Annotated in this window: 18 protein-coding genes; 11 read left to right on the forward strand and 7 right to left on the reverse strand. The window is 59.9% G+C overall.

Annotated elements, in window-relative coordinates; genetic code table 11:
- The first annotated feature begins 3 nt into the window (after positions 1 to 3).
- The 5 genes from kdpA to M2397_RS05235 all read left to right on the forward strand — a co-directional run bounded on the left by kdpA (position 4) and on the right by M2397_RS05235 (position 7,894).
- On the forward strand, positions 4 to 1,698 hold the full coding sequence (kdpA, locus tag M2397_RS05215) for a potassium-transporting ATPase subunit KdpA (RefSeq protein WP_259242391.1): 1,695 nt from the start codon (positions 4 to 6) through the stop codon (positions 1,696 to 1,698).
- Between the two features lie 15 nt (positions 1,699 to 1,713).
- The gene (gene kdpB, locus M2397_RS05220) at positions 1,714 to 3,771 is read left to right on the forward strand and encodes a potassium-transporting ATPase subunit KdpB (RefSeq protein WP_178116788.1); all 2,058 of its coding nucleotides are present in this window, start codon (positions 1,714 to 1,716) and stop codon (positions 3,769 to 3,771) included.
- A gap of 63 nt (positions 3,772 to 3,834) precedes the next feature.
- Entirely contained in the window at positions 3,835 to 4,380 is a 546-nt protein-coding gene (kdpC, locus tag M2397_RS05225; RefSeq protein ID WP_259242392.1) for a potassium-transporting ATPase subunit KdpC, read from the forward strand.
- Between the two features lie 135 nt (positions 4,381 to 4,515).
- On the forward strand, positions 4,516 to 7,167 hold the full coding sequence (locus M2397_RS05230; protein WP_259242393.1) for a sensor histidine kinase KdpD: 2,652 nt from the start codon (positions 4,516 to 4,518) through the stop codon (positions 7,165 to 7,167).
- A gap of 37 nt (positions 7,168 to 7,204) precedes the next feature.
- Positions 7,205 to 7,894, forward strand: a complete 690-nt coding sequence (locus tag M2397_RS05235; RefSeq protein WP_145338873.1) for a response regulator — start codon at positions 7,205 to 7,207, stop codon at positions 7,892 to 7,894.
- A 6-nt stretch (positions 7,895 to 7,900) separates the two neighbouring features.
- Here the strand turns inward: M2397_RS05235 and M2397_RS05240 are convergent, their stop codons facing one another.
- Positions 7,901 to 8,938, reverse strand: coding sequence for a patatin-like phospholipase family protein (locus M2397_RS05240; RefSeq protein ID WP_003172684.1), 1,038 nt, complete (start codon positions 8,936 to 8,938; stop codon positions 7,901 to 7,903).
- A 216-nt stretch (positions 8,939 to 9,154) separates the two neighbouring features.
- On the opposite strand from M2397_RS05240, the gene M2397_RS05245 reads away from it, so the two are divergent.
- The 3 genes from M2397_RS05245 (at position 9,155) to M2397_RS05255 (ending at position 11,127) form a co-directional block, all read left to right on the forward strand.
- Positions 9,155 to 9,433, forward strand: coding sequence for a hypothetical protein (locus M2397_RS05245; RefSeq protein ID WP_003172685.1), 279 nt, complete (start codon positions 9,155 to 9,157; stop codon positions 9,431 to 9,433).
- Between the two features lie 44 nt (positions 9,434 to 9,477).
- Positions 9,478 to 10,239, forward strand: a complete 762-nt coding sequence (locus M2397_RS05250) for a CHAD domain-containing protein (RefSeq protein ID WP_131699036.1) — start codon at positions 9,478 to 9,480, stop codon at positions 10,237 to 10,239.
- A 90-nt stretch (positions 10,240 to 10,329) separates the two neighbouring features.
- Positions 10,330 to 11,127, forward strand: a complete 798-nt coding sequence (locus M2397_RS05255; RefSeq protein WP_131699037.1) for an acyl-CoA thioesterase II — start codon at positions 10,330 to 10,332, stop codon at positions 11,125 to 11,127.
- A 3-nt stretch (positions 11,128 to 11,130) separates the two neighbouring features.
- Here M2397_RS05255 and M2397_RS05260 read toward each other — a convergent pair whose 3' ends face one another.
- The 5 genes from M2397_RS05260 to M2397_RS05280 form a co-directional block, all read right to left on the reverse strand.
- Entirely contained in the window at positions 11,131 to 11,487 is a 357-nt protein-coding gene (locus tag M2397_RS05260) for an Mpo1-like protein (RefSeq protein ID WP_131699038.1), read from the reverse strand.
- A 197-nt stretch (positions 11,488 to 11,684) separates the two neighbouring features.
- Positions 11,685 to 12,317 carry a hypothetical protein gene (locus M2397_RS05265; RefSeq protein ID WP_259242394.1) on the reverse strand — a complete coding sequence of 211 codons (633 nt, stop codon included), beginning with the start codon at positions 12,315 to 12,317 and terminating at the stop codon, positions 11,685 to 11,687.
- Positions 12,318 to 12,320: 3 nt separating this feature from the next.
- Positions 12,321 to 16,991, reverse strand: coding sequence for an RHS repeat-associated core domain-containing protein (locus M2397_RS05270; RefSeq protein ID WP_259242395.1), 4,671 nt, complete (start codon positions 16,989 to 16,991; stop codon positions 12,321 to 12,323).
- A 198-nt stretch (positions 16,992 to 17,189) separates the two neighbouring features.
- Positions 17,190 to 18,671: a methyl-accepting chemotaxis protein gene (locus tag M2397_RS05275; protein ID WP_259242396.1), complete on the reverse strand. Its 1,482-nt coding sequence runs from the start codon at positions 18,669 to 18,671 to the stop codon at positions 17,190 to 17,192.
- A gap of 96 nt (positions 18,672 to 18,767) precedes the next feature.
- Positions 18,768 to 19,574: a TatD family hydrolase gene (locus M2397_RS05280; protein WP_131699541.1), complete on the reverse strand. Its 807-nt coding sequence runs from the start codon at positions 19,572 to 19,574 to the stop codon at positions 18,768 to 18,770.
- A 236-nt stretch (positions 19,575 to 19,810) separates the two neighbouring features.
- Between M2397_RS05280 and M2397_RS05285 the strand changes: the two genes are divergently transcribed.
- The 3 genes from M2397_RS05285 to M2397_RS05295 all read left to right on the forward strand — a co-directional run bounded on the left by M2397_RS05285 (position 19,811) and on the right by M2397_RS05295 (position 22,340).
- Entirely contained in the window at positions 19,811 to 21,232 is a 1,422-nt protein-coding gene (locus M2397_RS05285; RefSeq protein WP_167656218.1) for a transglycosylase SLT domain-containing protein, read from the forward strand.
- 103 nt (positions 21,233 to 21,335) lie between these two features.
- A complete protein-coding gene (locus M2397_RS05290; protein ID WP_131699539.1) occupies positions 21,336 to 21,770 on the forward strand; it encodes a DoxX family protein in 435 nt (144 codons plus the stop codon).
- A 261-nt stretch (positions 21,771 to 22,031) separates the two neighbouring features.
- Positions 22,032 to 22,340: a hypothetical protein gene (locus tag M2397_RS05295; protein WP_090407344.1), complete on the forward strand. Its 309-nt coding sequence runs from the start codon at positions 22,032 to 22,034 to the stop codon at positions 22,338 to 22,340.
- Between the two features lie 4 nt (positions 22,341 to 22,344).
- Here M2397_RS05295 and M2397_RS05300 read toward each other — a convergent pair whose 3' ends face one another.
- Positions 22,345 to 24,090: a Gldg family protein gene (locus M2397_RS05300; protein WP_259242397.1), complete on the reverse strand. Its 1,746-nt coding sequence runs from the start codon at positions 24,088 to 24,090 to the stop codon at positions 22,345 to 22,347.
- Positions 24,091 to 24,102 lie beyond the last annotated feature (12 nt).

Raw genomic sequence — 24,102 nt, forward strand, 5'->3', positions numbered from 1 at the left:
GCCATGCACAGTTATGACTATTGGCTGATCATTGCCTTCTTTGCCGTGGTACTGGTGCCGGCGCCGTTCCTGGGGCGGTTCTACTACAAGGTAATGGAAGGCCAGCGCACCTGGCTCAGCCCGGTGCTGGGCCCGGTCGAGCGCGTGTGTTATCGCGTCGCCGGCGTGGATCAGGAGCAGGAACAAAGCTGGCAGAAATACATGCTGGCCTTGCTCGCGTTCAACCTCGCGGGCTTTTTGCTGTTGTTCGCGATCCTGCTGTTCCAGGACTATCTCCCACTGAACCCGCAGAAATTGCCGGGCCAGGAATGGACCCTGGCCTTCAATACCGCGGTCAGTTTCATGACCAATACCAACTGGCAGTCCTACAGCGGTGAGGCGTCCCTGAGCTACCTCAGCCAGATGGCTGGCCTGACCGTGCAGAACTTCGTCAGCGCGGCCACCGGCCTGGCCGTCCTGGTCGCGCTGTGCCGTGGGATCGGGCGCAAATCCGCCAAGACCCTGGGTAACTTCTGGGTCGACATGACCCGCGCCACGCTCTACGGTCTGCTGCCGCTGTGTCTGGTGCTGGCGCTGTTCCTGGTATGGCAGGGCGTACCGCAAACCTTCGCGCACTACGTTGATGCCGTGACGATGCAAGGCGTGGATCAGGTGATCCCCCTGGGCCCGGCGGCCAGCCAGATTGCGATCAAGCAATTGGGCACCAACGGCGGTGGTTTTTTCGGCGTCAACTCGGCGCATCCCTTTGAAGACCCGACTGCCTGGGCCAACCTGTTTGAGGTGGCGTCCATCATCCTGATCCCGGTGGCGTTGGTATTCACTTTCGGTCATTACGTCAAAGACCTGCGCCAAAGCCGCGCCATTCTTGGCTGCATGCTGGCGCTGTTCCTGATCGGCGGCGCGACTTCACTGTGGTCCGAGTATCAGCCCAATCCGACCCTGAACAACCCGGCCGTAGAGCAAACCGCGCCGCTGGAAGGCAAGGAAGCGCGCTTCGGCACCACTGGCACGGTGCTGTGGTCAGTGACCACCACCGCGGCGTCCAACGGTTCGGTCAACGGCATGCAGGACAGCCTCAGCCCCCTCAGCGGGATGGTGGCGCTGGTCAACATGATGGTCGGTGAAGTGATCTTCGGCGGTGTCGGCGCCGGTATGTACGGCATGTTGCTCAACGTGTTGATCGCGGTGTTCCTGGCTGGCCTGATGATCGGCCGCACCCCGGAATACCTGGGCAAGAAGCTCCAGGCCAAGGAAGTGCAGTTGCTGGTCGTGACCCTGCTGGTGATGCCGGTGGGCGTATTGGTACTGGGTGCCATCGCCGCGAGCCTGCCGGGCCCTGCCGGCGCGATCAGTAACCCCGGCCCTCACGGTTTCAGCCAGTTGCTGTACGCCTACACCTCGGCCAGCGCCAACAACGGCTCGGCGTTCGGCGGTTTCAGTGCCAATACACCGTTCCATAACCTGATGCTGGGTCTGGGCATGTTGATCGGCCGCTTCGGCTACATCCTCCCGGTACTGGCCCTGGCCGGCAGCCTGGCGATGAAGAAGACCGCACCGATTGGCCAGAACAGCTTCCCGACCCATGGTCCGCTGTTCGTGACCCTGTTGACCGTGACCATTTTGCTGGTGGGCGGCCTGACTTTCCTGCCGACGCTGGCGTTAGGGCCCATCGCTGAACACTTGAGCATGGGCTTCTAAAAAGGGGATATGAAAATGAATATGCCTGCAAAAAACGCGGCTCCAGTCAAAACCCAGGAACCCGCTAAAACCGCCATCTCTTCCCTGTGGCGCCCGGCGCTGGTCCAGGCGTTCGTCAAGCTGGACCCGCGTCAGCTGCAACGCTCGCCAGTGATGCTGGTGGTCGAGCTGACCGCCATCCTCACCACCGTGTTGTGCTTCGTGCCCGACACCACTGTGCCGACCTATGTCGCCGTGCAGATCGCGGTGTGGCTGTGGTTCACCGTGCTGTTCGCCAACTTCGCCGAAGCCTTGGCCGAAGGACGCGGCAAGGCCCGTGCCGACAGCCTCAAGGCTGGCAGCGAAGGTCTGAGCGCGCGCCGTAAGGAAGCCGATGGCAGCTTCAAGGTCGTGCCGGCCACCAGCCTGCGCAAAGGTGATGTGGTGCGTGTCGCCGCCGGGGAAATGATCCCCGGCGACGGCGAGGTCATCGAAGGCATCGCAGCGGTCAACGAAGCGGCGATCACCGGTGAATCCGCACCGGTGATCCGCGAGTCCGGCGGCGACCGCTCGGCCGTCACCGGCAACACGCGGCTGGTGTCGGATTGGCTGCTGATCCGCATCACCGCCAACCCCGGCGAGTCCACCCTGGACCGCATGATCGCCCTGGTCGAAGGTGCCAAACGTCAGAAAACCCCCAACGAAGTCGCGCTGGATATTCTGCTGATCGGCCTGACCCTGATCTTCCTGCTGGTGGTCGTGACCTTGCAGCCGTTCGCCCACTTCGCCAATGGCAGCTTGCCGCTGGTGTTTTTGGTCGCACTGCTGGTGACGCTGATTCCTACCACCATCGGCGGCTTGTTGTCGGCCATCGGTATTGCCGGCATGGACCGCCTGGTGCGCCTCAACGTGATCGCCAAGTCCGGCCGTGCCGTGGAAGCGGCCGGTGACGTGCACGTGTTGCTGCTGGACAAGACCGGCACCATCACCTTCGGTAACCGTCGTTGTTCAGCGGTAGTGGCGGCACCGGGTGTCAGCGGCAAGGACCTGGCCGAAGGTGCGCTGCTGGCGTCCCTGGCGGACGACACGGCAGAAGGCAAATCCATCGTCGAATACCTGCGGGCTCTGCACCCGCAGGCCGAGCCATCCCTGGATGAACTGACCGCCGTACCGTTCAGCGCCGAGACCCGCTTGTCCGGTGTTGACTACCAGGGCCGCGTGTTCCGCAAAGGCGCAGTGGATTCGCTGCTGGCGTTTATTGGCCAGCAACGCGGCGACCTGCAACCGGCATTGTCACGGGAAATCGACAAGATCGCCCAGAGCGGCGGCACACCATTACTGGTGTGTGCCGACGGCAAATTGCTCGGTGCCATCCACCTCAAGGACGTGGTCAAGCCCGGTATTCGCGAACGTTTCGCCGAGCTGCGCAAGCTGGGCATTCGCACCGTGATGGTCACCGGTGACAACCCGCTGACAGCCGCTGCGATTGCTGCCGAAGCCGGTGTGGATGACGTGCTGGCCGAGGCGACCCCGGAGAAAAAACTCGCGCGCATCCGTCACGAGCAAAACGACGGCCGCTTGGTGGCGATGTGCGGCGACGGCGCCAACGACGCCCCGGCACTGGCCCAGGCGGACGTCGGCATGGCGATGAACGACGGCACCCAGGCGGCGCGTGAAGCCGCCAACATGGTCGACCTCGACAGCGACCCCACCAAGCTGCTGGACGTGGTGCAGATCGGTAAAGAGTTGCTGGTGACTCGCGGCGCGTTGACCACCTTTTCCATCGCCAACGACGTGGCCAAGTACTTCGCGATCCTGCCGGCGTTGTTCGCCTCGATCTACCCGCAGTTGGGCGTTCTCAACGTGATGCATTTGCAGAGCCCGCAGAGCGCGATTCTCTCGGCCATTGTGTTCAACGCGCTGATCATCGTCGTGCTGATCCCCTTGGCGCTGCGCGGTGTGCGTGTGCACGCCGCGAGTGCAGCGGCGTTGCTGCGGCGCAACCTGTTGATCTACGGCCTGGGCGGGCTGCTGGTGCCGTTTGTGGGCATCAAGGCGATCGACATGCTGCTGACTGCATTGCACCTGGTTTGACCCGATGCCGGTGGGCACCATCCCGTGCCCACAGGTTGCAAAGACCGAATTGAGGAATTTGAAATGTCCAACATAATCCGTCCAGCCCTGAGCCTGCTGGTGCTCATGACCCTGATCACCGGCGTCGCCTATCCACTGGTGGTCACCGGTGTCGCCCAAGTCGCCTTCCCGGACCAGGCCAACGGCAGCCTGGTGCGTGATGCCAGTGGCAAGGTGCGTGGCTCCAGCCTGATCGCCCAGGATTTTACCGGTGACAGCTGGTTCCATCCGCGTCCTTCGGCGGGTGCCTTTGCGACGGTTTCCAGCAGCGCCAGTAACCTTGGCCCAAGCAACCCGGCCTTGGCCACCCGCGTGTTCGATGACGCGAACAAGCAGTGGGTGCCTAGCCAGGGGCCGGTGCCTTTGGCGTCGTTGACTACCTCCGGCAGCGGTCTTGATCCACACTTGCCACCCCAGGCGATTGCCTATCAACTGGCACGGGTGGCTGCCGCGCGAAATGTGCCGGTATCCACCCTGCAACGGTTGATGGATGAACATATCGAAAGCCCGCTGGTGGGGCCGCCTGTGGTGAATGTGTTGGCGCTGAACATGGCCCTGGAAAAACTCTGAACCCTGTGGGAGGGGGCTTGCCCCCGATAGCAGAGTGTCAGTCAACACAGGTATCGACTGAACCACCGAAATCGGGGGCAAGCCCCTCCCACATTGGATTTTCTCTGGGTCTGAACAATTGAAGGAAACCCCAGCATGAGCGACTCCGGCCGCGCCGATGCCCTGTTAGCCGATCTGCCCCGGGACGGCCGTGGCCGGCTCAAAGTTTTCCTCGGCGCCGCGCCGGGTGTGGGCAAGACCTACGCCATGCTCCAGGCTGCCCACACCCAACTGCGCCAGGGCGTCAAACTGATCGCCGGCGTGGTTGAAACCCACGGCCGCGCCGAGACCGAAGCGTTGCTCAGCGGCCTGCCGCAACAACCGCTGTTGCGCAGCGAATACCGTGGCGTGATGCTCGAAGAAATGGACCTCGACGGCCTGCTCGCCGCCAAGCCCAAGCTGGTGCTGGTGGACGAACTGGCCCACAGCAACGCCCCCGGCAGCCGCCATGAAAAGCGCTGGCAAGACATCCAGGAACTGCTCGCCGCAGGCATCAATGTGTTTACCACGGTCAACGTCCAGCACCTGGAAAGTCTGAATGACCAGGTACGCGGCATCACCGGTGTACAGGTGCGCGAAACCCTGCCGGATTGGGTGCTGCAAGAAGCCGACGAACTGCTGCTGATCGACCTGCCGTCCCGCGAACTGCTCGAGCGCCTGCGCGACGGCAAGGTCTATGTGCCGGAACAGGCCCGCGCTGCCATCGATGCATTCTTTACCCAGACCAACCTGATGGCCCTGCGCGAGCTGGCGATGCAGACCGCTGCTGCTCATGTCGACGACGATTTGGCCCAGGGCTATCGCCAGCTCGGCCAGGCGGCGCCAGCGGTGCGCGGTCGTTTGTTGGTGGGTGTGGATGGCGACGTGCAAGCCGAACGCCTGGTGCGCCATGCCAGTCGCGTCGCCCAGCGTCGGCATTTGCCGTGGAGCCTGGTGCATATCGACAACGGCCGTGCGCGGGATGAACAGGCCCGCCTGCGCTTGCAAAACGCCCAGCAACTGGCCGAGCGTCTTGGCGGCGAAGTGGTGCTGCTGCGTGCGGGGGAGGTGGCCAAGACCTTGATCCAGCATGCTGCCGAACGCCGCGCCAGCCTGCTGTTGGTGGGGCAGTCGCGAATGGGTTGGCGGCGTCGCCTGTTCGGTGGCGGCTTGGCGGCGCGGTTGTTGCGTAATGCCCGGGGTTTGGAAATCAACGTCCTCGACAGCGACGATGTGCCCGCAGTCCCACGCTTGCCGGATGTGCGCGGTCTGGTGTGGTTCGATTACGCCTTGGCCGTGGTGGCGACCATCATCGCCGCCGGCGTGGCCTGGGCAGTGGCAAGCGTGTTGCCACTGCCGAATATCTCGCTGGTGTTTCTCGCCGCCGTGTTGCTGGTGGCGGTGCGCAGCAGCCTGGGGCCGTCCCTGGTGTGTGCGGCGTTGTCATTCCTGACGTATGACTTTCTGTTCATACCGCCGAGCTTTTCCTTTGCCATCCAGCGCGAAGAAGACGTGCTGACCCTGTTGTTCTTCCTGCTGATGGCGGCGCTGACCGGCAACCTTGCCGCGCGCCAGCGCCGCCAGTTGCAGGCGTTGCGCGACACCCAGGAAGAAACCAGCGAACTGCTCGACCTGTCGCGCAAACTCACCGCCGCCACCGACCGCCAGGCGGTGATCAGCGCCGCCGCCCACCATCTGGAAGGCTGGAGCGACCTGGATCTGTGCCTGGTCAATCGCGACGGCCAGGGTGGCTGGAAGGTCGAGACCGGCGGCCCGCTGACCTTCACCGAAGCCGAGCGTGCTGCGGCCGATTGGGCCTGGCAGCATGACCAGCCGGCAGGCATGGGCACCGGCACCTTGCCGTTCGGGCGCTGGTGGTGGTGGCCGTTGTCGGGTGAGGAGGGGCCGCTGGGGTTGCTCGGCGTCAGTGCCAAGCCGGGTCTGGAATTGAGTGGCCAGCGGCGTCGTTTGCTGACCGCCTTGAGCCAGCCTCTGGCCCAGGCCCTGGCGCGGGCGCAGTTGGCCCAGGAGTTGGAATCCGCACGTTTGCATGGCGAAACCGAGCAACTGCGCAGCGCCTTGCTTGCGTCGGTGTCCCACGATTTGCGCACACCGTTGACCTCCATGCGCGGCAGTATCGACAGCCTGCTGGCGCTCGGCGAAGCCATCCCCCTGGAGGATCGCCGCGAGTTGCTTGAAGGCACCCGCGATGAAGCCGAACGCCTGGACCGCTATATCCAGAACCTGCTGGACATGACCCGGCTGGGCCATGGGGCGCTGAAGCTGGCGCGGGACTGGGTGTCGCCCTGCGATATTGTCGGCAGTGCGCTCGGGCGTTTGCGCGCGGTGCTGGCGCCGCTGCTGGTGAGCACCGATGTGCCGGCGGAGTTGCCGTTGCTCTATGTACATGCCGCGTTGATCGAACAGGCACTGGTCAATGTATTGGAAAACGCCGCGCGTTTTTCACCGCCCCAAGGTCGATTGCAACTAAGTGCCGGTGTGGCGAATAACCAATTGTTTTTCGCTGTGGCGGATGAGGGGCCGGGTATTCCTGAGGATGAGCGGGCGAAGATTTTCGATATGTTCTACACCGCTGCACGCGGTGATCGAGGCGGGCAGGGCACCGGCCTGGGCCTGGCGATCTGCCAGGGCATGGTCGGAGCCCACGGTGGGCATATCAGCGTGGCCGAGGGCATTGATGGGCGCGGTACCTGTATCACTTTGTTCCTGCCATTGCCGACACAGCCTGGCCTGGAAGGCGAGGCGTGAGCTACCCTGTTTTCTCTACGGATGTTGATTGGACGCCATGAGCCAGACCGCGACGATTTTAGTCATTGATGACGAACCGCAAATCCGCAAATTCCTGCGCATCAGCCTGGCTTCCCAGGGCTACAAAGTGATCGAGGCCGGTACCGGCAACGAAGGCCTGGCCCAGGCGGCGCTGAGCAAGCCCGACTTGCTGGTGCTCGACCTGGGCCTGCCGGACATGGACGGCCAGCAGGTATTGCGCGAGTTTCGGGAGTGGTCGACGGTGCCGGTACTGGTGCTGTCGGTAAGGGCCAGCGAAGGGCAGAAGGTCGAAGCCCTCGACGGTGGCGCAAATGATTATGTCACCAAGCCCTTCGGCATCCAGGAGTTCCTGGCTCGCGTGCGGGCCTTATTGCGTCAGGCACCCGTGGGCGAGCCCCAGGAAGCGGCGTTGCAGTTTGGCCCGTTGATGGTGGACCTGGCCTATCGCCGCGTGCTGCTGGACGGCGCCGAGGTGGCACTGACCCGCAAGGAATACGCCGTGCTGGCACAACTGGCGCGGCATCCGGGACGGGTGATCACCCAGCAGCAACTGCTCAAGGACATCTGGGGGCCGACTCACACCGAAGACAGTCACTACCTGCGGATTGTGGTGGGGCATCTGCGCCAGAAGCTGGCGGATGATCCGACCCAGCCGAGGTTTATCGTGACCGAGGCGGGAGTGGGGTATCGGCTGTTGAGTGCCTGACAGCTGTCAGCGCTGCTCACTCTCATAGCGATCCAGTGTATCGCTGGCAATTTCCCGGCCCAGTGCGATCAACTCCGGGGCCTTGTAGAACTCGAAAAACCGGCACACCCGCTTCGGCACGTTGATCAGCACATCCGGCGGGTAGCCCGCGATCTTGTATTGCGCCAGCGAGGTCTGCATCACCTCGAAACTCTGGTTGATCAGGTCCAGCAGCGACGCCGGCCCGACGTTATCGATGATGAACGAACCGGTGGCCGACTTCGGCGCTCCAGGCTTTTCCGGTGCGGCGGCGGGCTGCTGGGATTCTGGCTCGGCCGACTCCAGCCACGGATTGATCTCGGCCGCCTGGGCCTGCAAGGCTTCCTGCTCAAGTTTCATCAACTGCTCGGCCTGCTTGCGGCGAAACGGCAGGTGCGAGCCGAGTGATTTCGCCAGGCTGTTGAAGCGGCTCTTGAACGCCGGCGGGCGTTGGATCACCGGCAAATGGTAGTGTTTCTGGTTGGTGGCGTTGAGGTTGACCGCGATGATCAAGTCACAATGGCTCGACACCACCGGCACGATGGGCAGCGGGTTGAGCAGGCCGCCGTCCACCAGCATGCGGTTGCCTTGCATCACCGGAGTGAACAGGCTGGGAATCGCCGCCGAGGCGCGCATGGCCTGGTGCAGGCAGCCTTCCTGGAACCAGATTTCCTGTTGATTGGTCAGGTCGGTAGCGACGGCCGTGTAGGGGATGCGCAGCTCTTCGATATTGATCTCACCGACGATCTTGCGGATTTGCCCGAAAACCTTTTCGCCACGAATCGCCCCAAGGCGGAAACTCACGTCCACCAGACGCAGCACGTCGAGGTAGTCGAGGCTTTCAATCCAGTTTCGATACTCGTCCAGTTTGCCCGCGGCGTAGATCCCACCCACCACGGCCCCCATGGAACAACCGGCAATACAGGCGATGTCGTAACCGCGCCGTTCGATTTCCTCGATTACTCCGATATGGGCATAGCCTCTGGCCCCGCCGGACCCCAGCACCAAGGCAACACGTTTCTTCATGGTCGATGTCCTTCATAAGCGGGTGCCCACAATGCACCTATTTTAGGGGCTGCTTCAATCTTCGTTGCGCCTGGCAATATTTTTCAAGAATAGCGCTCAGGCTCGGGTATGCTCTGGCAATAGGTACTACCGATTTCAGGCTAAGGACAAGGCACTTTTTCTTGTAGGCAACGTCTACACCGTACGACTGTTTTTCTTTATTTTGAGGTGTCATCGATGAAAGCCTGGATGTGTGTGCCTGTGATCATGTTGGCCCTGGCGGGTTGCGCCGGGAAAACCGCATACCGCGACAGCTGTGGCTCGCAATTGGATGCCGCCTGGAAAGAGCTCGACCTGGCCAAGGCCGAAGGTTTTGCCGGCACCGTCAGCTACTCCAAGGCTTTGTCTTTATTGACTGGTGCCAAGACCCAGCAGCAATTCGAAGCGTTTGAAGGCTGCTCAAACAAGGCCGAGAAAGCGCGGTTCTATATTCGTGAGTCGCGCGCCGGGCGTTAACTGGCGGCGCAGAGTGGGATTTTTCATCTGAGAGTGAGGGCAGGATGTCAGCTTTGGTCGATCAGTTAGTCGCTCAGGTCATTGGCCTGGAAGTAGGGTTACTGAGCTGCCAGGCTCGCCTCGCTGCCGTCACCGATGATGAAGCCCTGCATGATCTGCGCACCACCGTGCGCCGCCTGCGCAGCCTGTTGCGCCCTTTGCGCGGGCTGCCGGGTGTGGAACAGCTTGAATTGGCCGCCGGCACGGTCGGCCAGTTGACGACGCCACTGCGCGACCGAGAGGTGCTGGCGGCGTATTTGCATCAGCATGGTTATCACGAGGCCGCTGATCGACGCCTGCGCCTGCAACCCGACGCCTATCGCCAGGTGGCGCAAGGCCCGGAAGTTGCCCATCTGCTGCTGATCCTTGATGCATTCCCGCGCTTTATCCGCGCCTCGGAGCACCAGAAATTGCTCAAGGGTTTGCGACCGCGTATTGAGAAGCGCCTGGCCAAGCAATGGCAGAAACTCGATCAAGCACTGAAAGATCCAGACCATGATCGCCACCGTTTGCGCTTGTTGATCAAGCGTGTGCGCTATGCCGCCGAGGCTTACCCCCAGCTGGATAAGTTGCCCTCCAATGCCCTGCCACGCCTGAAGAAAGCCCAAGCGGCACTGGGTGATTGGCATGACTGCTGGCAATGGTTAGCCCAGGCCGAACATCAAGCTGATCTGCAGCCCTGTGTTGCAATATGGCATCGCACCATGGCCAAGGCCGAAGGGCAGGCGGATCGGGTGCTGGACAAACTCAGCGCGGATTGTTTCTAAATCGGTCCGGCTTTTGGCCGGAATAAGCGCTGTACCTTGCCGGCTCCATGGTTAAGATCGACCATCTGTTTCTTTTGATGTGAGGTCGCCATGCGCTTTAGTGATTTGCTCGACGCCGCCCGTAGCAACCCGCTGGAGATCACCATTCCTGCCGAATGGGCCCAGGGCCGAGCGTCCTTTGGTGGCCTGGTCGCGGCGTTGCAATACGAAGCCTTGCGCGCCCAGGTGCCGATGGACCGCCCACTGCGCTCGCTCGCGATCACCTTCGTTGGCCCGGTCGAGCCCGATGTACCCGCCAGCTATCAAGTCGAAGTGTTGCGTGAAGGCAAGGCGGTCAGCCAGTTGCTCGGTCGTGTGGTGCAGAAGGGTGACGTAGCGACACTGGTCCAGGCGAGTTTTGGTGCGTCCCGCGAGTCGGAAATCGAGGTGGCGAGCGAACCACCGCCAACGTTCAAGCACTGGGGTGAATGCCAGGAACTGCCCTATATCAAGGGCGTCACGCCTGAGTTCATGCGCCACCTGGCGATGCGCTGGAGCGTTGGCGGTTTGCCGTTTACCGGTAATAAATCCCGCGAGATGGGCGGGTGGGTTCGCTTGCGCGGGGATGTGAAGGAGGAACCGCTGACCGAAGCGCATATCCTCGCCCTGGTCGATGCCTGGCCACCGGCGCTGCTGCCGCACCTGAAAAAGCCTGCTCCGGGCAGCACCCTGACCTGGACCATCGAGTTCATCCAGCCGTTGCAGAATCTGACGACCCTGGACTGGTGCCAGTACCACGTCAGCATTGAACATGCGCGCGACGGCTACGGCCACGCCGCCGCCGCGCTGTGGAGCCCAACCGGCGCGTTGATCGCCCTCAGCCGCCAGACCGTGGTGGTCTTCGCCTGATGCTCAGTGGCGCTGCCGCCAGGCACGCCACCAGCCACCGCTCAACACAAAGCGCGGGAACGTCACGAACTGCTCGACCACCAGACGCTGCACCGCGTCTTTACGATCACTGAATGGCTCACTGGCCTGGGCTTCCAGGCTATGGCCATGACGCTGCAGCGCCAGGCCCGCGAGGATGCCGACTACGCCAATGGCGAAACTGGCCAGGCTCAGGCTGAACACACCGGACACAATCAACAGAAACCCGATGATAAACAGCGGCACGGCAATCAGGTGCAACGCCAGGTTGGTCGGGTGCTGATGGTTTTGCGGGTAGTTACGCCATTGCCAGGCGGGGAGATTGGGATGACGTTTGCCCATGATGGTGAACCCTCTGTCCGTTGAAATAATATGGGGAGAGTTTAGGTGGGGGTGGGCGGGTGGGCGAATTGGGGTTGGCTATGGGGTCTATAGACTTAGCAGGAAATAATAGGTATCGACTAGCGGTCCAGTATTCAGCTCTTCTGAGAGGGCACACACGTAAAGTAAATAAAATGAATGTCGAACTTCTAAACCCATTACCTATGAATATATTCGTAAACACCGTTTTGCTGGATCTCTTCCAAGCTCATTTTCTGAATGGCTTTGTTTAGTAAAGACAAGTGTTCTGAGTGGCAAATGAGCTGGGCGACCCCATGTGTTTCTGCATCATAGAACCTGAAGGAAATAGAATTTTCGTCAGAAAGGATTAATTTGAAGTCGTCAGTTTTTGAGATGTTCGTGAGAGTGCTTAGGTTGTGCCATAGGTGTTCAAGACTGCTTTCATTGTTTTGCATAAGTGTTACAGAAGTTCGATAGCATGCCATGCGGTCAGGATTAATTTGAAGTGGGTTGGAATCTAAGTTAATTATCTGAGAGTAGACGTTGGTGAATTCATTTTTCCTTAAGATATCTCCTGGATGTGATTTTTTATAAAAGTTCTTTTGTAAAGTATATTCTTCACTTTTGCTGTAGCAAGGCGATAGATGTGTATGCCATTGTACAATTTTTGGCCATTTTTCTTTAATTCGTGAGCTAAACTCACACCAGGTTTTCCACACACCTGCATAATCTTGGTTGAGCAGTGTTACCGTTATATAGTTCTCGTCGTGGCTAGGATACAGTTGATCCCACGGATGGATGCCTATTTGTCTGATGAATACTGTTTCCATTTTTTATCTCTTGAAGTATGAGTGATTGTCTGTGTCGTTTTTTAACGGTATTGATTGTCCGTTGATTCTGATCTCCGTGTTGAAGTGTGGACCAAGGTTACCTTTTTTATGACCTAGTGAGTGTTCCCTGATTTCTATTTGGCGTTCCTGTAATTTGAATGTGTACACTCTCCCCTCCGTGTATTGCTCCTGATCAGTGATCTTAACTCTGCGTATTAGTGTCGGGTGTTGAGTCTTTGGAATTTCGCCTATTGCTTTTGCTCTTTTAAAAGCACCATTTCTAGATAGTTTACTATCGGCCCCTTTAGGTAGTTCTGCATCTCCCTCGTGGACTTTTGCATGTTTCTCCGGGGCATCAGCGCCGTTTGTCGGTTTACATCCATTTTCACCAGGACAAGTGCTTAAGCCTAACGGATCTACCCAGCCGGTGGGATTGGGCACGTACTGGTACGCATTGATCCCACCCGCCAACTTCACCGGATCAGGCGTCAGGTAGCGACCGACATCCGGATTGTAGTAGCGATGACGGTTGTAGTGCAGTCCGCTTTCCTGATCAAAGTACTGGCCCTGAAAACGCAGCGGGTTGTCGATTTTGCCTTTGTCGAGACGGCTGATCTGGCCGTAGGCGCGGTAGTGCGCGGACCAGACGATTTCGCCGTCGGGGTCGGTCAGTTCCTGCGGCGTGCCGAGGTGGTCGAGTTGGTAGTGGTAGGGCTTGGTATCTTTTGGGCCAAAGCCTTCCAGCAGGGCGAGTGGCCTAAAACTATCGGGTTCGTAGAGATAGCTGCGATGGCGATCCGCATGGTGTTCGGCAATCAGCTTGTCGCCTTGCCAGAAAAACTCCGTCGTTAGGCCGTCAACGGTTTTGCTGATGCGCCGCCCAAACGGGTCGTAGCGATAGCTCGCGGTTTGGCCATTGGGTTGGGTGATTCCAATCAGTCGATGCTGGCAGTCGTAGCGGTATTCGGTGATCAGCGCGTGCCCACGGCCGCGCCGTTCGCGGATGAGGTTGCCGAAGGCGTCATAGTCGTAGTGGCGGTCGCCCTGGATCATCAGGCGGTTGCCGGCGACGATGTCGGGACCGGGGCGGTCTTGCATGAGCAGGTTGCCGGCCGGGGTGTGGCCGAAGCGTTCCTGCAGGTCTTGGGAGTGGTCGGCGCGGGTGAGGCGGCCTACGGGGTCATAGTGGTAGTGGTGTTCGCCTTTGCGGGTGTCGAGCAGGCGGGTGAGGTTGCCGGTTTTGTCGTAGTCGTATTGACGTTGGTAGAGATGGTCTTGTTGCTGGGTGATTGCGTGGGCATGCAGGCGGCGCTGGTCGTCGTAGTGGTAGTGGCTGAGGAGTTGGCCTTGTTGGCGTTGGTGTTCCTGGCCGGCCTTGAACAGGTGTGAGGTCAGCAGCGCGCCGTTTAATTCGACGGTGGCGAGGTGGCCGCCTTTCGCATGATTAAAGACCAGCCGGTTGTTATCGGGCAGGCGCAGGTGTTGAAGCTGGCCGCAGGTGTCGTAGCCATAGCGCAAGGTGCCCCAGCCCTGGTGTTCGGCGGTGAGGCGGTTTTGGCTGTCGTATTCGTAGGCCAGCGCCCAATGGCCGTCGTCGACGCTGAGGAGGTTGCCCTGGCGGTCGTAGGCATATTCAACAAGGCTGCCATCGGGCAGGGTTTTTCTGACGAGTCGACCGGCGTGATCGCGTTCGTAGCGAGTAACGAGCTGACTGCCATCGTCACCGTGTTCGGTCTTTTCCTGCAGGTTGCCGTTGAGGTCATAGACGTAGGCAGTGCGTTGGCCGTCAAAGCCGATTTCCTGCTGGATCAGGCCATTGAGGTGGTAATCAAGTCGGTAGGACTCACCGACCTCGTTCTCGATCTCGGTCAGCAGTAACCGCACGTTGTCGTAGCGGTAGTTGACCTGAGTGCCATCGGCGTTGAGGCGGCGGCTGATCAGGTGCAGGCCGTCGGCGTATTCGTAGCGGGTGACGTGGCCGAGTTCATCGCGTTCTGCGGTGATTTTTCCGTAGGGGTTGTAGCTGTATTCCCGACACGCTCCACCCGGCAGCACCACGCGAACCAACCGACCCACGCTGTCCCACTGATACTGGGTCAGCGCGCCATGCTCATCCTCGCGGGCAATCTGGCGGCCTAAATCATCGTAGCGATAGCGGCGGATGCCGCCATTCGGCAGTTGCTCTTCAAGCAACTGTCCGCGCTCATTCCACACCAGCCGCTGACAACTGTGATCCGGATACCAAACCCCAACCAGTTGCCCATATTTGTCGTAGCTGTAATCCGTAACATGACCATCGGGATCGGTCCTACGCGTCACGTCGCCCTGATCGTTACGCTCGTATTTCCAAACCGCCTCACCACGGCGCACCACCCGTACGAAGCCATTGTCATGCTCGTAGGTTGTCGGCTCATCATCCCCAGGAAACAACGCCACCAAGCGTCCGGCTTCGTCGTACTGATACGCCGTCACCGCCCCCAGCGGGTCCTGCTCAACCGTCAGGCGACCCTTGTCGTCGTAGGATTTGAAGTGCTGCGCACCGTCCGGATCAATCCGCTGCACCAGCCGCGCCCGGTCGTCATGGACGTACACTTCCTGACTGCCATCGGCGTTGTGCACCGTGACGCGGCCGTCATCCCCCCAGACATACCGCGTATCCATCTGCGAAAAACTGGCCCAATGCCGGACACAGCGCGCAGCCTTGCCAGCCCGTTCCCATTCCCAGAAGAAACTCGCCCCACCGGCCAGTCCGCGCTCAAGAATCACGTGCTGATCGTCGTAGCGATAAACCTCGCTTTCACCTACCGCATTGGTCGCCGAAACCAATCGGCCAGCGTCGTCGTATGCGTAGGAAACAAGGTTCTGCTCGGTCACCCACTCGAAGGGTTCATACCCGTTGGCGCGCTGAACCTGATAGTCCACCGCCACGATGTGGCTCGACGCATAGCGCAGGAACAGCGAACGTCCGACGCCGTGATCCAGCCGCTCAATCCGCCCCAAATAATCCCGAGAAATCCGCAGCCGGTTGTCGTACGCATCGCTGATGGAGACCAACACTCCGTCGCGAAAGTGATAAAACTGCGACGCCTGGGACAACACCAACTCATCCGGCGAAGCGCCCAAATAGATCGCGGCTTCGGCCAGGCTATTGGTGATCGCAGGTCGCGCAACTGTGGGCAAGGGTAGGGTGGTCGAGCGGTTTTCATGATCCGTCCACACCACTGAATCGCCGTCGACCACCAGCCGCTGCGCCAGCGAATGACTCCAGCCAAACCCCAACCCAACATCCACTTCCACCGCACTGGTGCGATACAACCGTGTCCACTCAAACGGCAAAATCCCGTCCAACGTGCCATCGGTCAGGGTCAGCAGTTCCTCCCCGGTAACCATCGACACAGGGCAGCCGTTGGTGACGGTCTTATCCGAAGAAGCCGCCGCATCGCCCTTCGGATTCGTCGATACAACAGGCACATCATCGACAGGCTCCTGCCTGACCAACACGGTCTTCTGTGTCTTGTTACGAACCGCCGGTACCGGGTTGGAAACCAACTGATCCCCAGCCTTCAACGGCGCAACCGGTACAGTCTTGATCGCTGTCGCCGGGCCACCGAGCAGCAAAGGCTTCACCGCTTCGACATGCGGCTCCAGCCCCGGCTCTACAAGCTGCTTGGCCAGCAACTCCAACAACTCCCGCGCGCGCTTGGATTTAATCGCGCTCAGTACCTGGGGGCCCAGCCGCGCCGCCACCCCCATCGCACCCAATACACGAATCAACAGCAGATTGATCAGGACCTCGCCAGTGATCTCACCCCACAGTTCAGTCATCTGCGGCGGCATCATGCGCATCCAACTGACCATGGCCGACACGTAGATAAACAGCAGCGGCTCATCGCTGAGCACAAGCAAACCGTTGGCAATGGTGTCTTTGCCGAGCTTCAACAGTTCATCGAGTTCGGCCTGGGAGATGTAGGCCAGCAGCTTTTCGCTGTTGGCCTTGAGGTCCGCCAGCAAGTCATACAGCTGCGTAACGTTGTCCCACAGGTTGTAGAGCGCCTTGGCCATCCCGCTTGAAAACGCCAAACCTTGCATCGCGCTACGTTCGAGCGGCGTGGCGTTGGCGAAGTCGTCCCATTCGGGCTGGAAGGTCTTGGTCCATTCGTCACGCAGGCGACCTTCCAACCCCGCGATCACCGACTGATAAGACGCATACAGCGCCTTGACGTGATCCGTGGAAACGTTGGGGTAGAAGGTGATTTGGTACGGCTGGTTGCGATCACACTCGGTGATTTCGAGGATGCCGCTGGGACCGATGGTTCGATGGAGTGGTGCGCCGAGCGGGCTGCCGTCCTGGGCAATGGCTTGCAGCATCACCGGCGTATTGCCGATCGGCACAAACCGAGTGCTTTCGAACATATGCACCAGAGTCAACGATCCCTGGGTATCGCACCTGGCGACCGTTTTACTTGGGGCGTTGGAAGAGACCGGTGCCACCAGCGCCACCTCTTCCCCAACTTTGAACACCTGCTCCACTTCCAGTGCCGAAACGCTCCAGAAGCTCCCGGCCCACTCATCAAAGGTATTCAGGCAAGCGCGAAAGTCACGAAAGACGCGCTCAACGTCCGGCGCCTTGGCATCCATGGGGGCCAGGACAAAACTGGCAATGACGGGGATCAAGGGGCAGCCCCGACAACCAGGGCATTAACGGATAGGTACATCGGCGGTCCCTCGCACTGAATGATCAGGCGAGAGACTTTGGCGAGGTTCGTCAGGGAAAGAAGTCGGCGCTATTCGCCAGGACGGCTAGGAGGGTTCGCCAAAACTTCGGGTAAACGGGGAGTCGATCGTAGGAGTCGGATTACAGGTGGAGAAGTCCTACAGCTTCAGTTGCCCAATCGCTTTGCTTAACTCCCCAGCTAACGTCGCCAGCTCATTGCTGGTGGTCGCCGAATCAACCGTCTGTTGCACGGTGTTCTCGGTCACATCACGAATGCTCACCACCGCGCGGTTCATCTCTTCGGCCACGTGGCTTTGCTGTTCGGCGGCGACGGCGATCTGGGTGTTGCTTTCACGCATCTGCGCCACTGCACCGGTGATTTCGGCCAGTGCTGCGCCGGCTTCCAGGGCTTGTTGTACGCAGTCGTCGGCCTTGAACGAGCTTTCCTGCATGAAGTCCACCGCGTCACGGGTACCGGCTTGCAGCGCTGAGACCATGCGGGTGATTTCGTCGGTGGAACTTTGCACGCGCTTGGCCAGGTTGCGCACTTCGTCGGCGACCACGGCAAACCCACGGCCCATTTCCCCGGCGCGGGCGGCTTCGATGGCAGCGTTGAGGGCGAGCAGGTTGGTCTGTTCGGCGATGCTGTGGATCACACTCACCACGCTGTTGATTTTCTGGCTGTCCTCGGCCAGTTTCTGGATCATTTCGGCAGTCTGTTGCACGCCGGAAGACAGGCCGGCGATTGAGTGTTGTACGCGGGTGACCACTTCCTGACCGCTGCCGGCGAGGGTGTCGGCGGTCTGGGACAAGTCGCGGGTGGCGCCGGCATGTTGGGCGATATGGTAAACGGTGGCGGTCATTTCGTTGATGGCGGTGGCGGCCTGGTCGGTCTCGCTTTGCTGGCCAAGCATGCCGTGTTGTACCTCGTTCATGCTGCTGGCCAATCGAGCGGCACCATCGTCCAGTAGCTTGGCGGTGCGCGCCACGGTGCTGACCACACGCTGATAGCCCGCCTGCATGGCATTGAAGGCGCTGGCCATCTGGCCGACTTCATCCTTGCACGCCAATGGCACGCGGGCCGACAGATCGCCGGTTTTCTCCACGTGCAGCATCACGTCCTTGAGGGTGTTGAGTTGGCTGAGCAGGAAGCGGATCAGCAGTTGCGACGCGCAGAGCATCGCCAGCATCAGGATCAGCACCGCCACGGCATAGTTGGCGAAGCGTTCACTGAATACCTGGCTCAGGCTGGGTGCGTGGGCGAGCACGGCAATGTATTGCCCATCAGGGCGGGCGATCACTTCAGCGCCCATCAGTATGTTTTCGCCAAACAGCGGCATGTGGTTGAGTTCGACCCAACCCGTGGTGCTGCTCAGGGCTGACAGATCCTGATCGGCAAGCTGTGGGACTTGGCCGCGGGCAAACGTCAGCCACTGCTCGCTCTTGGGCAGGGCCTTGTCGGCCGGCCATGCACCGAGCAATTGCGCCTGGGCCTGTGCCGAGGCCTGGGACGCATGGCTGCGCGATTGCTGTTCGAGATGCACGGCATACAGCACCAGGAGCAGGGTAGTGATAAAGGCGACCGCGTTGACGGCCCAGAATTTGTATTTCAGCGAGATATTGCTAAGCCAGGCACCCATGGAAGGTTTTCTCTGATAGCGGAAACAGCATTGGCAAGGTGCCATTATTGTGCCGCTACTCATAAAAACGGTTTTGACATGGGTCAATGCGCCGCATCAATCCACCGCAGGCAGCCCAAAAAACGCGCGCGCACAGGCGGTGCTGTGCTGAGCCAGGTCCTCCACCGTTTCGTTGCGGTGCAGGGCGACTTCGCGCAGCACTTCCGGCAGGTAGGCCGGTTCGTTACGGCCGTTTTTCGGCTTTGGACGCAGGGTACGCGGCAGCAGGTAGGGCGCATCGCTCTCTAGCATCAGACGGCCACGGGGAATTTCCCTGACCAACGGGTGCAGGTGCGTCCCACGGCGTTCATCACAGATCCAGCCGGTGATGCCGATGTGCAAATCGAGGTCGAGGTAGCTGAACAGCGCCTGTTGTTCGCCGGTGAAGCAATGCACCACGGCGGCGCTCAGGTGGTCGCGGTAGTCCTTGAGGATCTCCAGCAGGCGTTGGTTGGCGTCGCGCTCGTGGAGAAATACCGGCAGTTTCAGCTCAACCGCCAGAGCCAAGTGCTCTTCGAGGACTTTTTCCTGTTGCGGGCGCGGAGAGAAATCCCGATTGAAATCCAGGCCGCATTCGCCCACCGCACGTACGCGGCTTTCGTTGAGTAAACCGCGCAGACGCCTGGCGCTATCGCCGTTCCAATCGCTGGCGGAGTGGGGGTGGATGCCGGCAGTGCTGAACAGGCGTTGGCCGCTGTCATCGAGGTTGACGCACAGTTCCAAGGCCTGTTCGCTGCCGTCGACGCTGGTGCCGGTGAGCACCAATTGTTGGACCCCGGCGGCATAGGCGCGGTCGAGAACAGCCTGGTGTTTCTCGTCGAAACTGGGGTTGGTCAGGTTGACGCCGATATCAATGAGTTGCATGGTGCTATCTCCGCCTGCGGCCGGAAAGCATATCAGAGCTGTAGATTTATAAGAAAAACTAAGAACTACAACGAGTTATAGCTGTCTTTGAACGTCGCAAGTGACATCGTGGTTGGCTGAACGCCTCGCACTGTGCCACCGTTGCGCGTCTTGCCAGCGCTTAAAGCGCTCTGTTTCTGACCCCCAATACCTCGTTTTTCGCGAGGGTGTTGGCCAGTATTCTTTCCGGAGAGCGGATGATCCGACCCTCGGCGTTGCTTATGTTGTGCCTGACGCTGCTGCTGCCCATGGCGGCGGTCGCGCGTCTGGATGGGCCGCTGGAAGTGACCAAGCCCGGCAAAGTGCGCGACCTGGCGCAGATTCGCTCGAGTCGCACCCTGCGTGTATTGGTCAACCAGAGCCGTAACAGTTCCGGCGAGGTTCAGGGGCAGGCCATCGGTGTCGAATACCATCGCCTGCGTGCCTTCGAGCAATACCTCAATGGCCACGCCCGTGATGGCCAGGAAATCAACCTCAAGATCATTCCCAAGGCCAAGGATCAACTACTCGGCGCACTGGCCCGTGGCGAAGGTGACCTGGTGGCCCCCGGTGAATTGCTGGATGTGAAGGCCGCGCACAAGATCAGCACCAGCGATCCGATCGCCAGCGGTGTGCCGTTATGGCTGGTGGGGGTGAAGGGTGAGCGGCGGTTTACCAAGCTGGAGCAGCTGTCCGGGCGTACCCTGGCGCTGACCACCGGCAGTGCGGCGGCGGATGCCATCAGCCAGGTCAACCAGAAGCTGGCCTTGCACAAACAGCCGCCGGTAAAAGTGGAATGGGTGGACCCGACCCTGGCGGTGGAGGATGTGCTGGAGATGGTCCAGGCGGGTATTTTTCACCTGACTATCGTCGAGAAGCCGATTGCCGAACGCTGGTCGAAGATCCTGCCCAAGTTGCGCTTCGACAAGCAGGTGGCAATCAGTGGACCGGGCGACGAGTACTGGTTTGTGCGCCAGGATGCCTCGATGCTGCGTGCCAGTATTGACCGATTTCTCAAGACCTATCGCACGCCGTCCGACCAGGACGTGGCATTCCAGCGCATCTATCGGCGCCTCTACCAGGTGCGCAACCCGCTGGCCCGCGTCGACCGCCAGCGCCTGGAAAAACTGCGCCCGGTATTGCAAAAGCACGCCCGTGAGCAAGGCATGGACTGGCTGAACCTCGCGGCGCTGGCGTTCAAGGAGTCGGCTTTCGACCCGGGTGCGCGCAACAGCGGCGGCCCTACCGGCCTGATGCAGATCACCCCTTCGGCGGCGCAGCGGGTGGGCGTCAACAACATCGAAAGTCTCGACAGTAATGTGCAGGCGGGCGCGCGTTACCTGGCGCTGATCCGCCGAAAGTTCTTTGCCAGCCCCAAGCTCAACGAGCGCGAGCGCATGGCCTTCGTATTGGCCGCGTATAACATGGGACCGGAGCGGGTGCAGGGCATGCGCACCGAGGCCAGGCGCCGGGGACTGAACCCCAATCAATGGTTCTTCCAGGTGGAACGCATCGCCATGGAGCAGGTGGGGATGGGGGGCGTCAGCTATGTTAATAGCGTCAACAAGTACTACTTGGCGTTTGATCGGGAGCGAGAGTCTCTGGAACCGCCGGCGCCGAAAATCGCCTCACGGAAATAATCGATTTTTTCGATGTTAATCAGGCAGTTTTTCCGCTTTTATCATTGTTTAAACTGATTAATATAGCGGCCAACTAACCCCTATTTCGAAAAGGATTCACCCCATGAGCCCAATGATCAAAAGCGTACTGTCCACTCGTGCCGGCTACGGCCTGACCATCCTGCGCATCGTAGTCGGCATCATCTTCGCCGCCCATGGTTCGCAAAAACTCTTCGGTTGGTTTGGCGGCTATGGCCTGGCGGGCACCGCCCAGTGGATGGAAAGCATTGGCCTGGCACCGGGAACCCTGATGGCGCTGCTGTCGGGCGGAACCGAGTTCTTTGCCGGCCTGGCGCTGATTATCGGTTTGCTGGTACGCCCGGCGGCATTGGGCCTGACCATTTTGTCGCTGGTAGCGATCTTCTCGGTGCATATCCATAACGGCTTGTTCATGGCCAACAACGGTTATGAGTTCGCACTTGCCCTGTTGGGCGGCGCCCTGGCGGTGCTGCTGGAAGGTGCTGGCAAACTGTCTGCCGACCGCGCCATCGCCAACTGACACCTGCGCAAAACTCTGAAAAGGCCCACCACCGTGTGGGCCTTTTCGTTGCTCGGGATTCTTGACACCGCCCCACCGGCTTCTCTAGGATGCTGCCCATGCGCCGATTTAAACAGCTAATTGCGGGGCGCCACTGGGTCTCGATAGAACCCGACAGAAGCCTGTTTTCCCCTGAGGAGGCAACTTCGAAATACCGCTAAAGCGCTGGTTCGGTGTTGCCTCTCACCTGCCCGCAGACTTTTGAGGCAGAGACACGACACGATGAATGCACTACGCCCCCTGATACGCCTGGCCCCGATCACCGCGGACCTCACCCAACGCAATCCAAAAATCCTCTTGGGCGGCAAGCATCAGCCTACGCTCTTACGTTATCTGGACGGGTGGCCACGTCGCAGCGGGCGGCCATCGGCATTCTTGATTCAGTTTGTGGAAGATGGCGATTCTCTTGCTCGTTTTGCGAATAACAGCTTTGATCTAGCGGTTATCCAGGCCCCCAGCGCGAGCAACGCACAGGAAGTCATCCGACAATTGACCCGCATTGCCCGGCAGGGGCTGATTGCCAGGCGTTGAACGGTCAGTAGAGCGCGACTCCTGCTTGTAATCGACGCCGTCGATTGCAGAGAAAAACCACCCAGGCGACCAGGCATAGCATCAGTGGTATCGCCAAGGTCACGACCATTTTTATGACGAACTCCAGGCGATGTACCTGCGCGTATGCCTCGGCCCTCAAGGCATGTAATTCCATTGGTAAGCGCAGGCGTTCCTTGTTGAGTGCAACCAATTGGGTGGTGGTGTCTACGGTCTGGGAGCCGAGTGGGACCTCCGTTGGGCGCAGCATTTGCCATTCATGTTCTGTTCGTAGCAGGCGCTGTTCCAACTCAGTCGCCTTCTGCGCGTAGGCGTGCACGGCGCTGTCGCGCATCTGGTCCAGCCTGTTCGGCGATCTTTGCGCCAGCGCGCGCGGGCGAATATTGGTCAGTACATCGCCAGCGGACAAGTTATCCAGTGTATTCAAGATAAACAGTGCGTTGCTGTCGGGCGCTGAGTTGTTGATTTGATCCGTGAGCAAATCAGTGTCGGCGACTACCACCACATGGATCTGCGCCGCTTTTTGCACACCTGCCGGCTGTCCTTCAATGCCATCGGGAAATGCTGAATAGGCCGGCCCCTCTATACGGGCTGCAATCACGTGGCGTTGCGCTTGGCTGGACGCCTCATCGGCCGTTGAATCGAACTCGGTTGCTGAGGCGAGCCGGTTGGTTTCCCGCAACTCGGATTGCCCGGAGCTGTGCAGAAGAGGGGTCAGGGTCGTGCGAGCTTTCTGGCGGCGAAAGAGCGCGCCGCTGCTCGATACCGTCACGGTATTCAATTTCCAGGTGCTCGGATCGTCTGTGTTCATCGCCTGCCGGGGCAGGGTCAACCGGCCCGGATGCTGCACTGTGAGCTTCCCGTTCACAGGGGGCTGCGACGCTGCGTAGCGGAGGTCGAGCAGAAATTTGTCCGCTGGCATTTGTATCCCCCAAGCGGCAAGCAAATCAGCCAGTCGGGTGTTGGCGGATGTGATGGTCGAGCTTTGCTCGCTCAGGGGATCGATAAATGCCATTAATTTACCGCCCTTCAATACAAATTGTTCAATCTGATACAACGCTTGTTCAGGCAGCGCCTGTGGATGCACGACCATGAGCGTCTTGACCTGTTCCGGCACGCGCTCGGTGGTCGCTCCCAGATTGACCAGATTAAAATGTCGCTGCAGTTCCTTCAGCAATCGGCCAGAGGATTCTCCCACCGCCAACCCTGACAGCAGTCCAATAACGGGGCGCTCCGGATGCTGCAACTTGTAGATCAAATGACTGATTTCATATTCGAGCAATGACTCCCGGTCCAAGCTGAACGATTCGATGCGTTGCGCCCCGTGGCCGGCTCGTGTGCCGATCAGGCCCAGGAACCCCGCATTGTCGTCGAGACCGAACAGCCTGGCTTTGTAGGCATCTTCTGAAAACGGTACGGGATCAATAAGGTGCAGGTTGATCATGCCCTTCGCTGCGTTTTCGTACTCGATCAACCGGTCTTCGATGCGCTTGCCATAGCGTTTCAAGGCGTAGCTTCGTTTAGGGTCGTCATGGGTATTGAAATAATACAAATCCAGAGGGTTTTCCAATGACGCGAGTAACTGTCGTACTTGAGGAGATAGGGTATGGGTTTTTCCTTGTGAGAAGTCCCATCGGATATTCGGCAGCTTTCCTACCCAGACTAAGTTAAACGCCAGGAATAGTAACAGGATGACAGTGAGTGTCATGCCGGTGCGCAGAGTAGGTCGCATGGAGGGCTTTCC

The sequence above is a fragment of the Pseudomonas sp. BIGb0381 genome (assembly GCF_024809815.1).
Lineage (GTDB): Bacteria > Pseudomonadota > Gammaproteobacteria > Pseudomonadales > Pseudomonadaceae > Aquipseudomonas.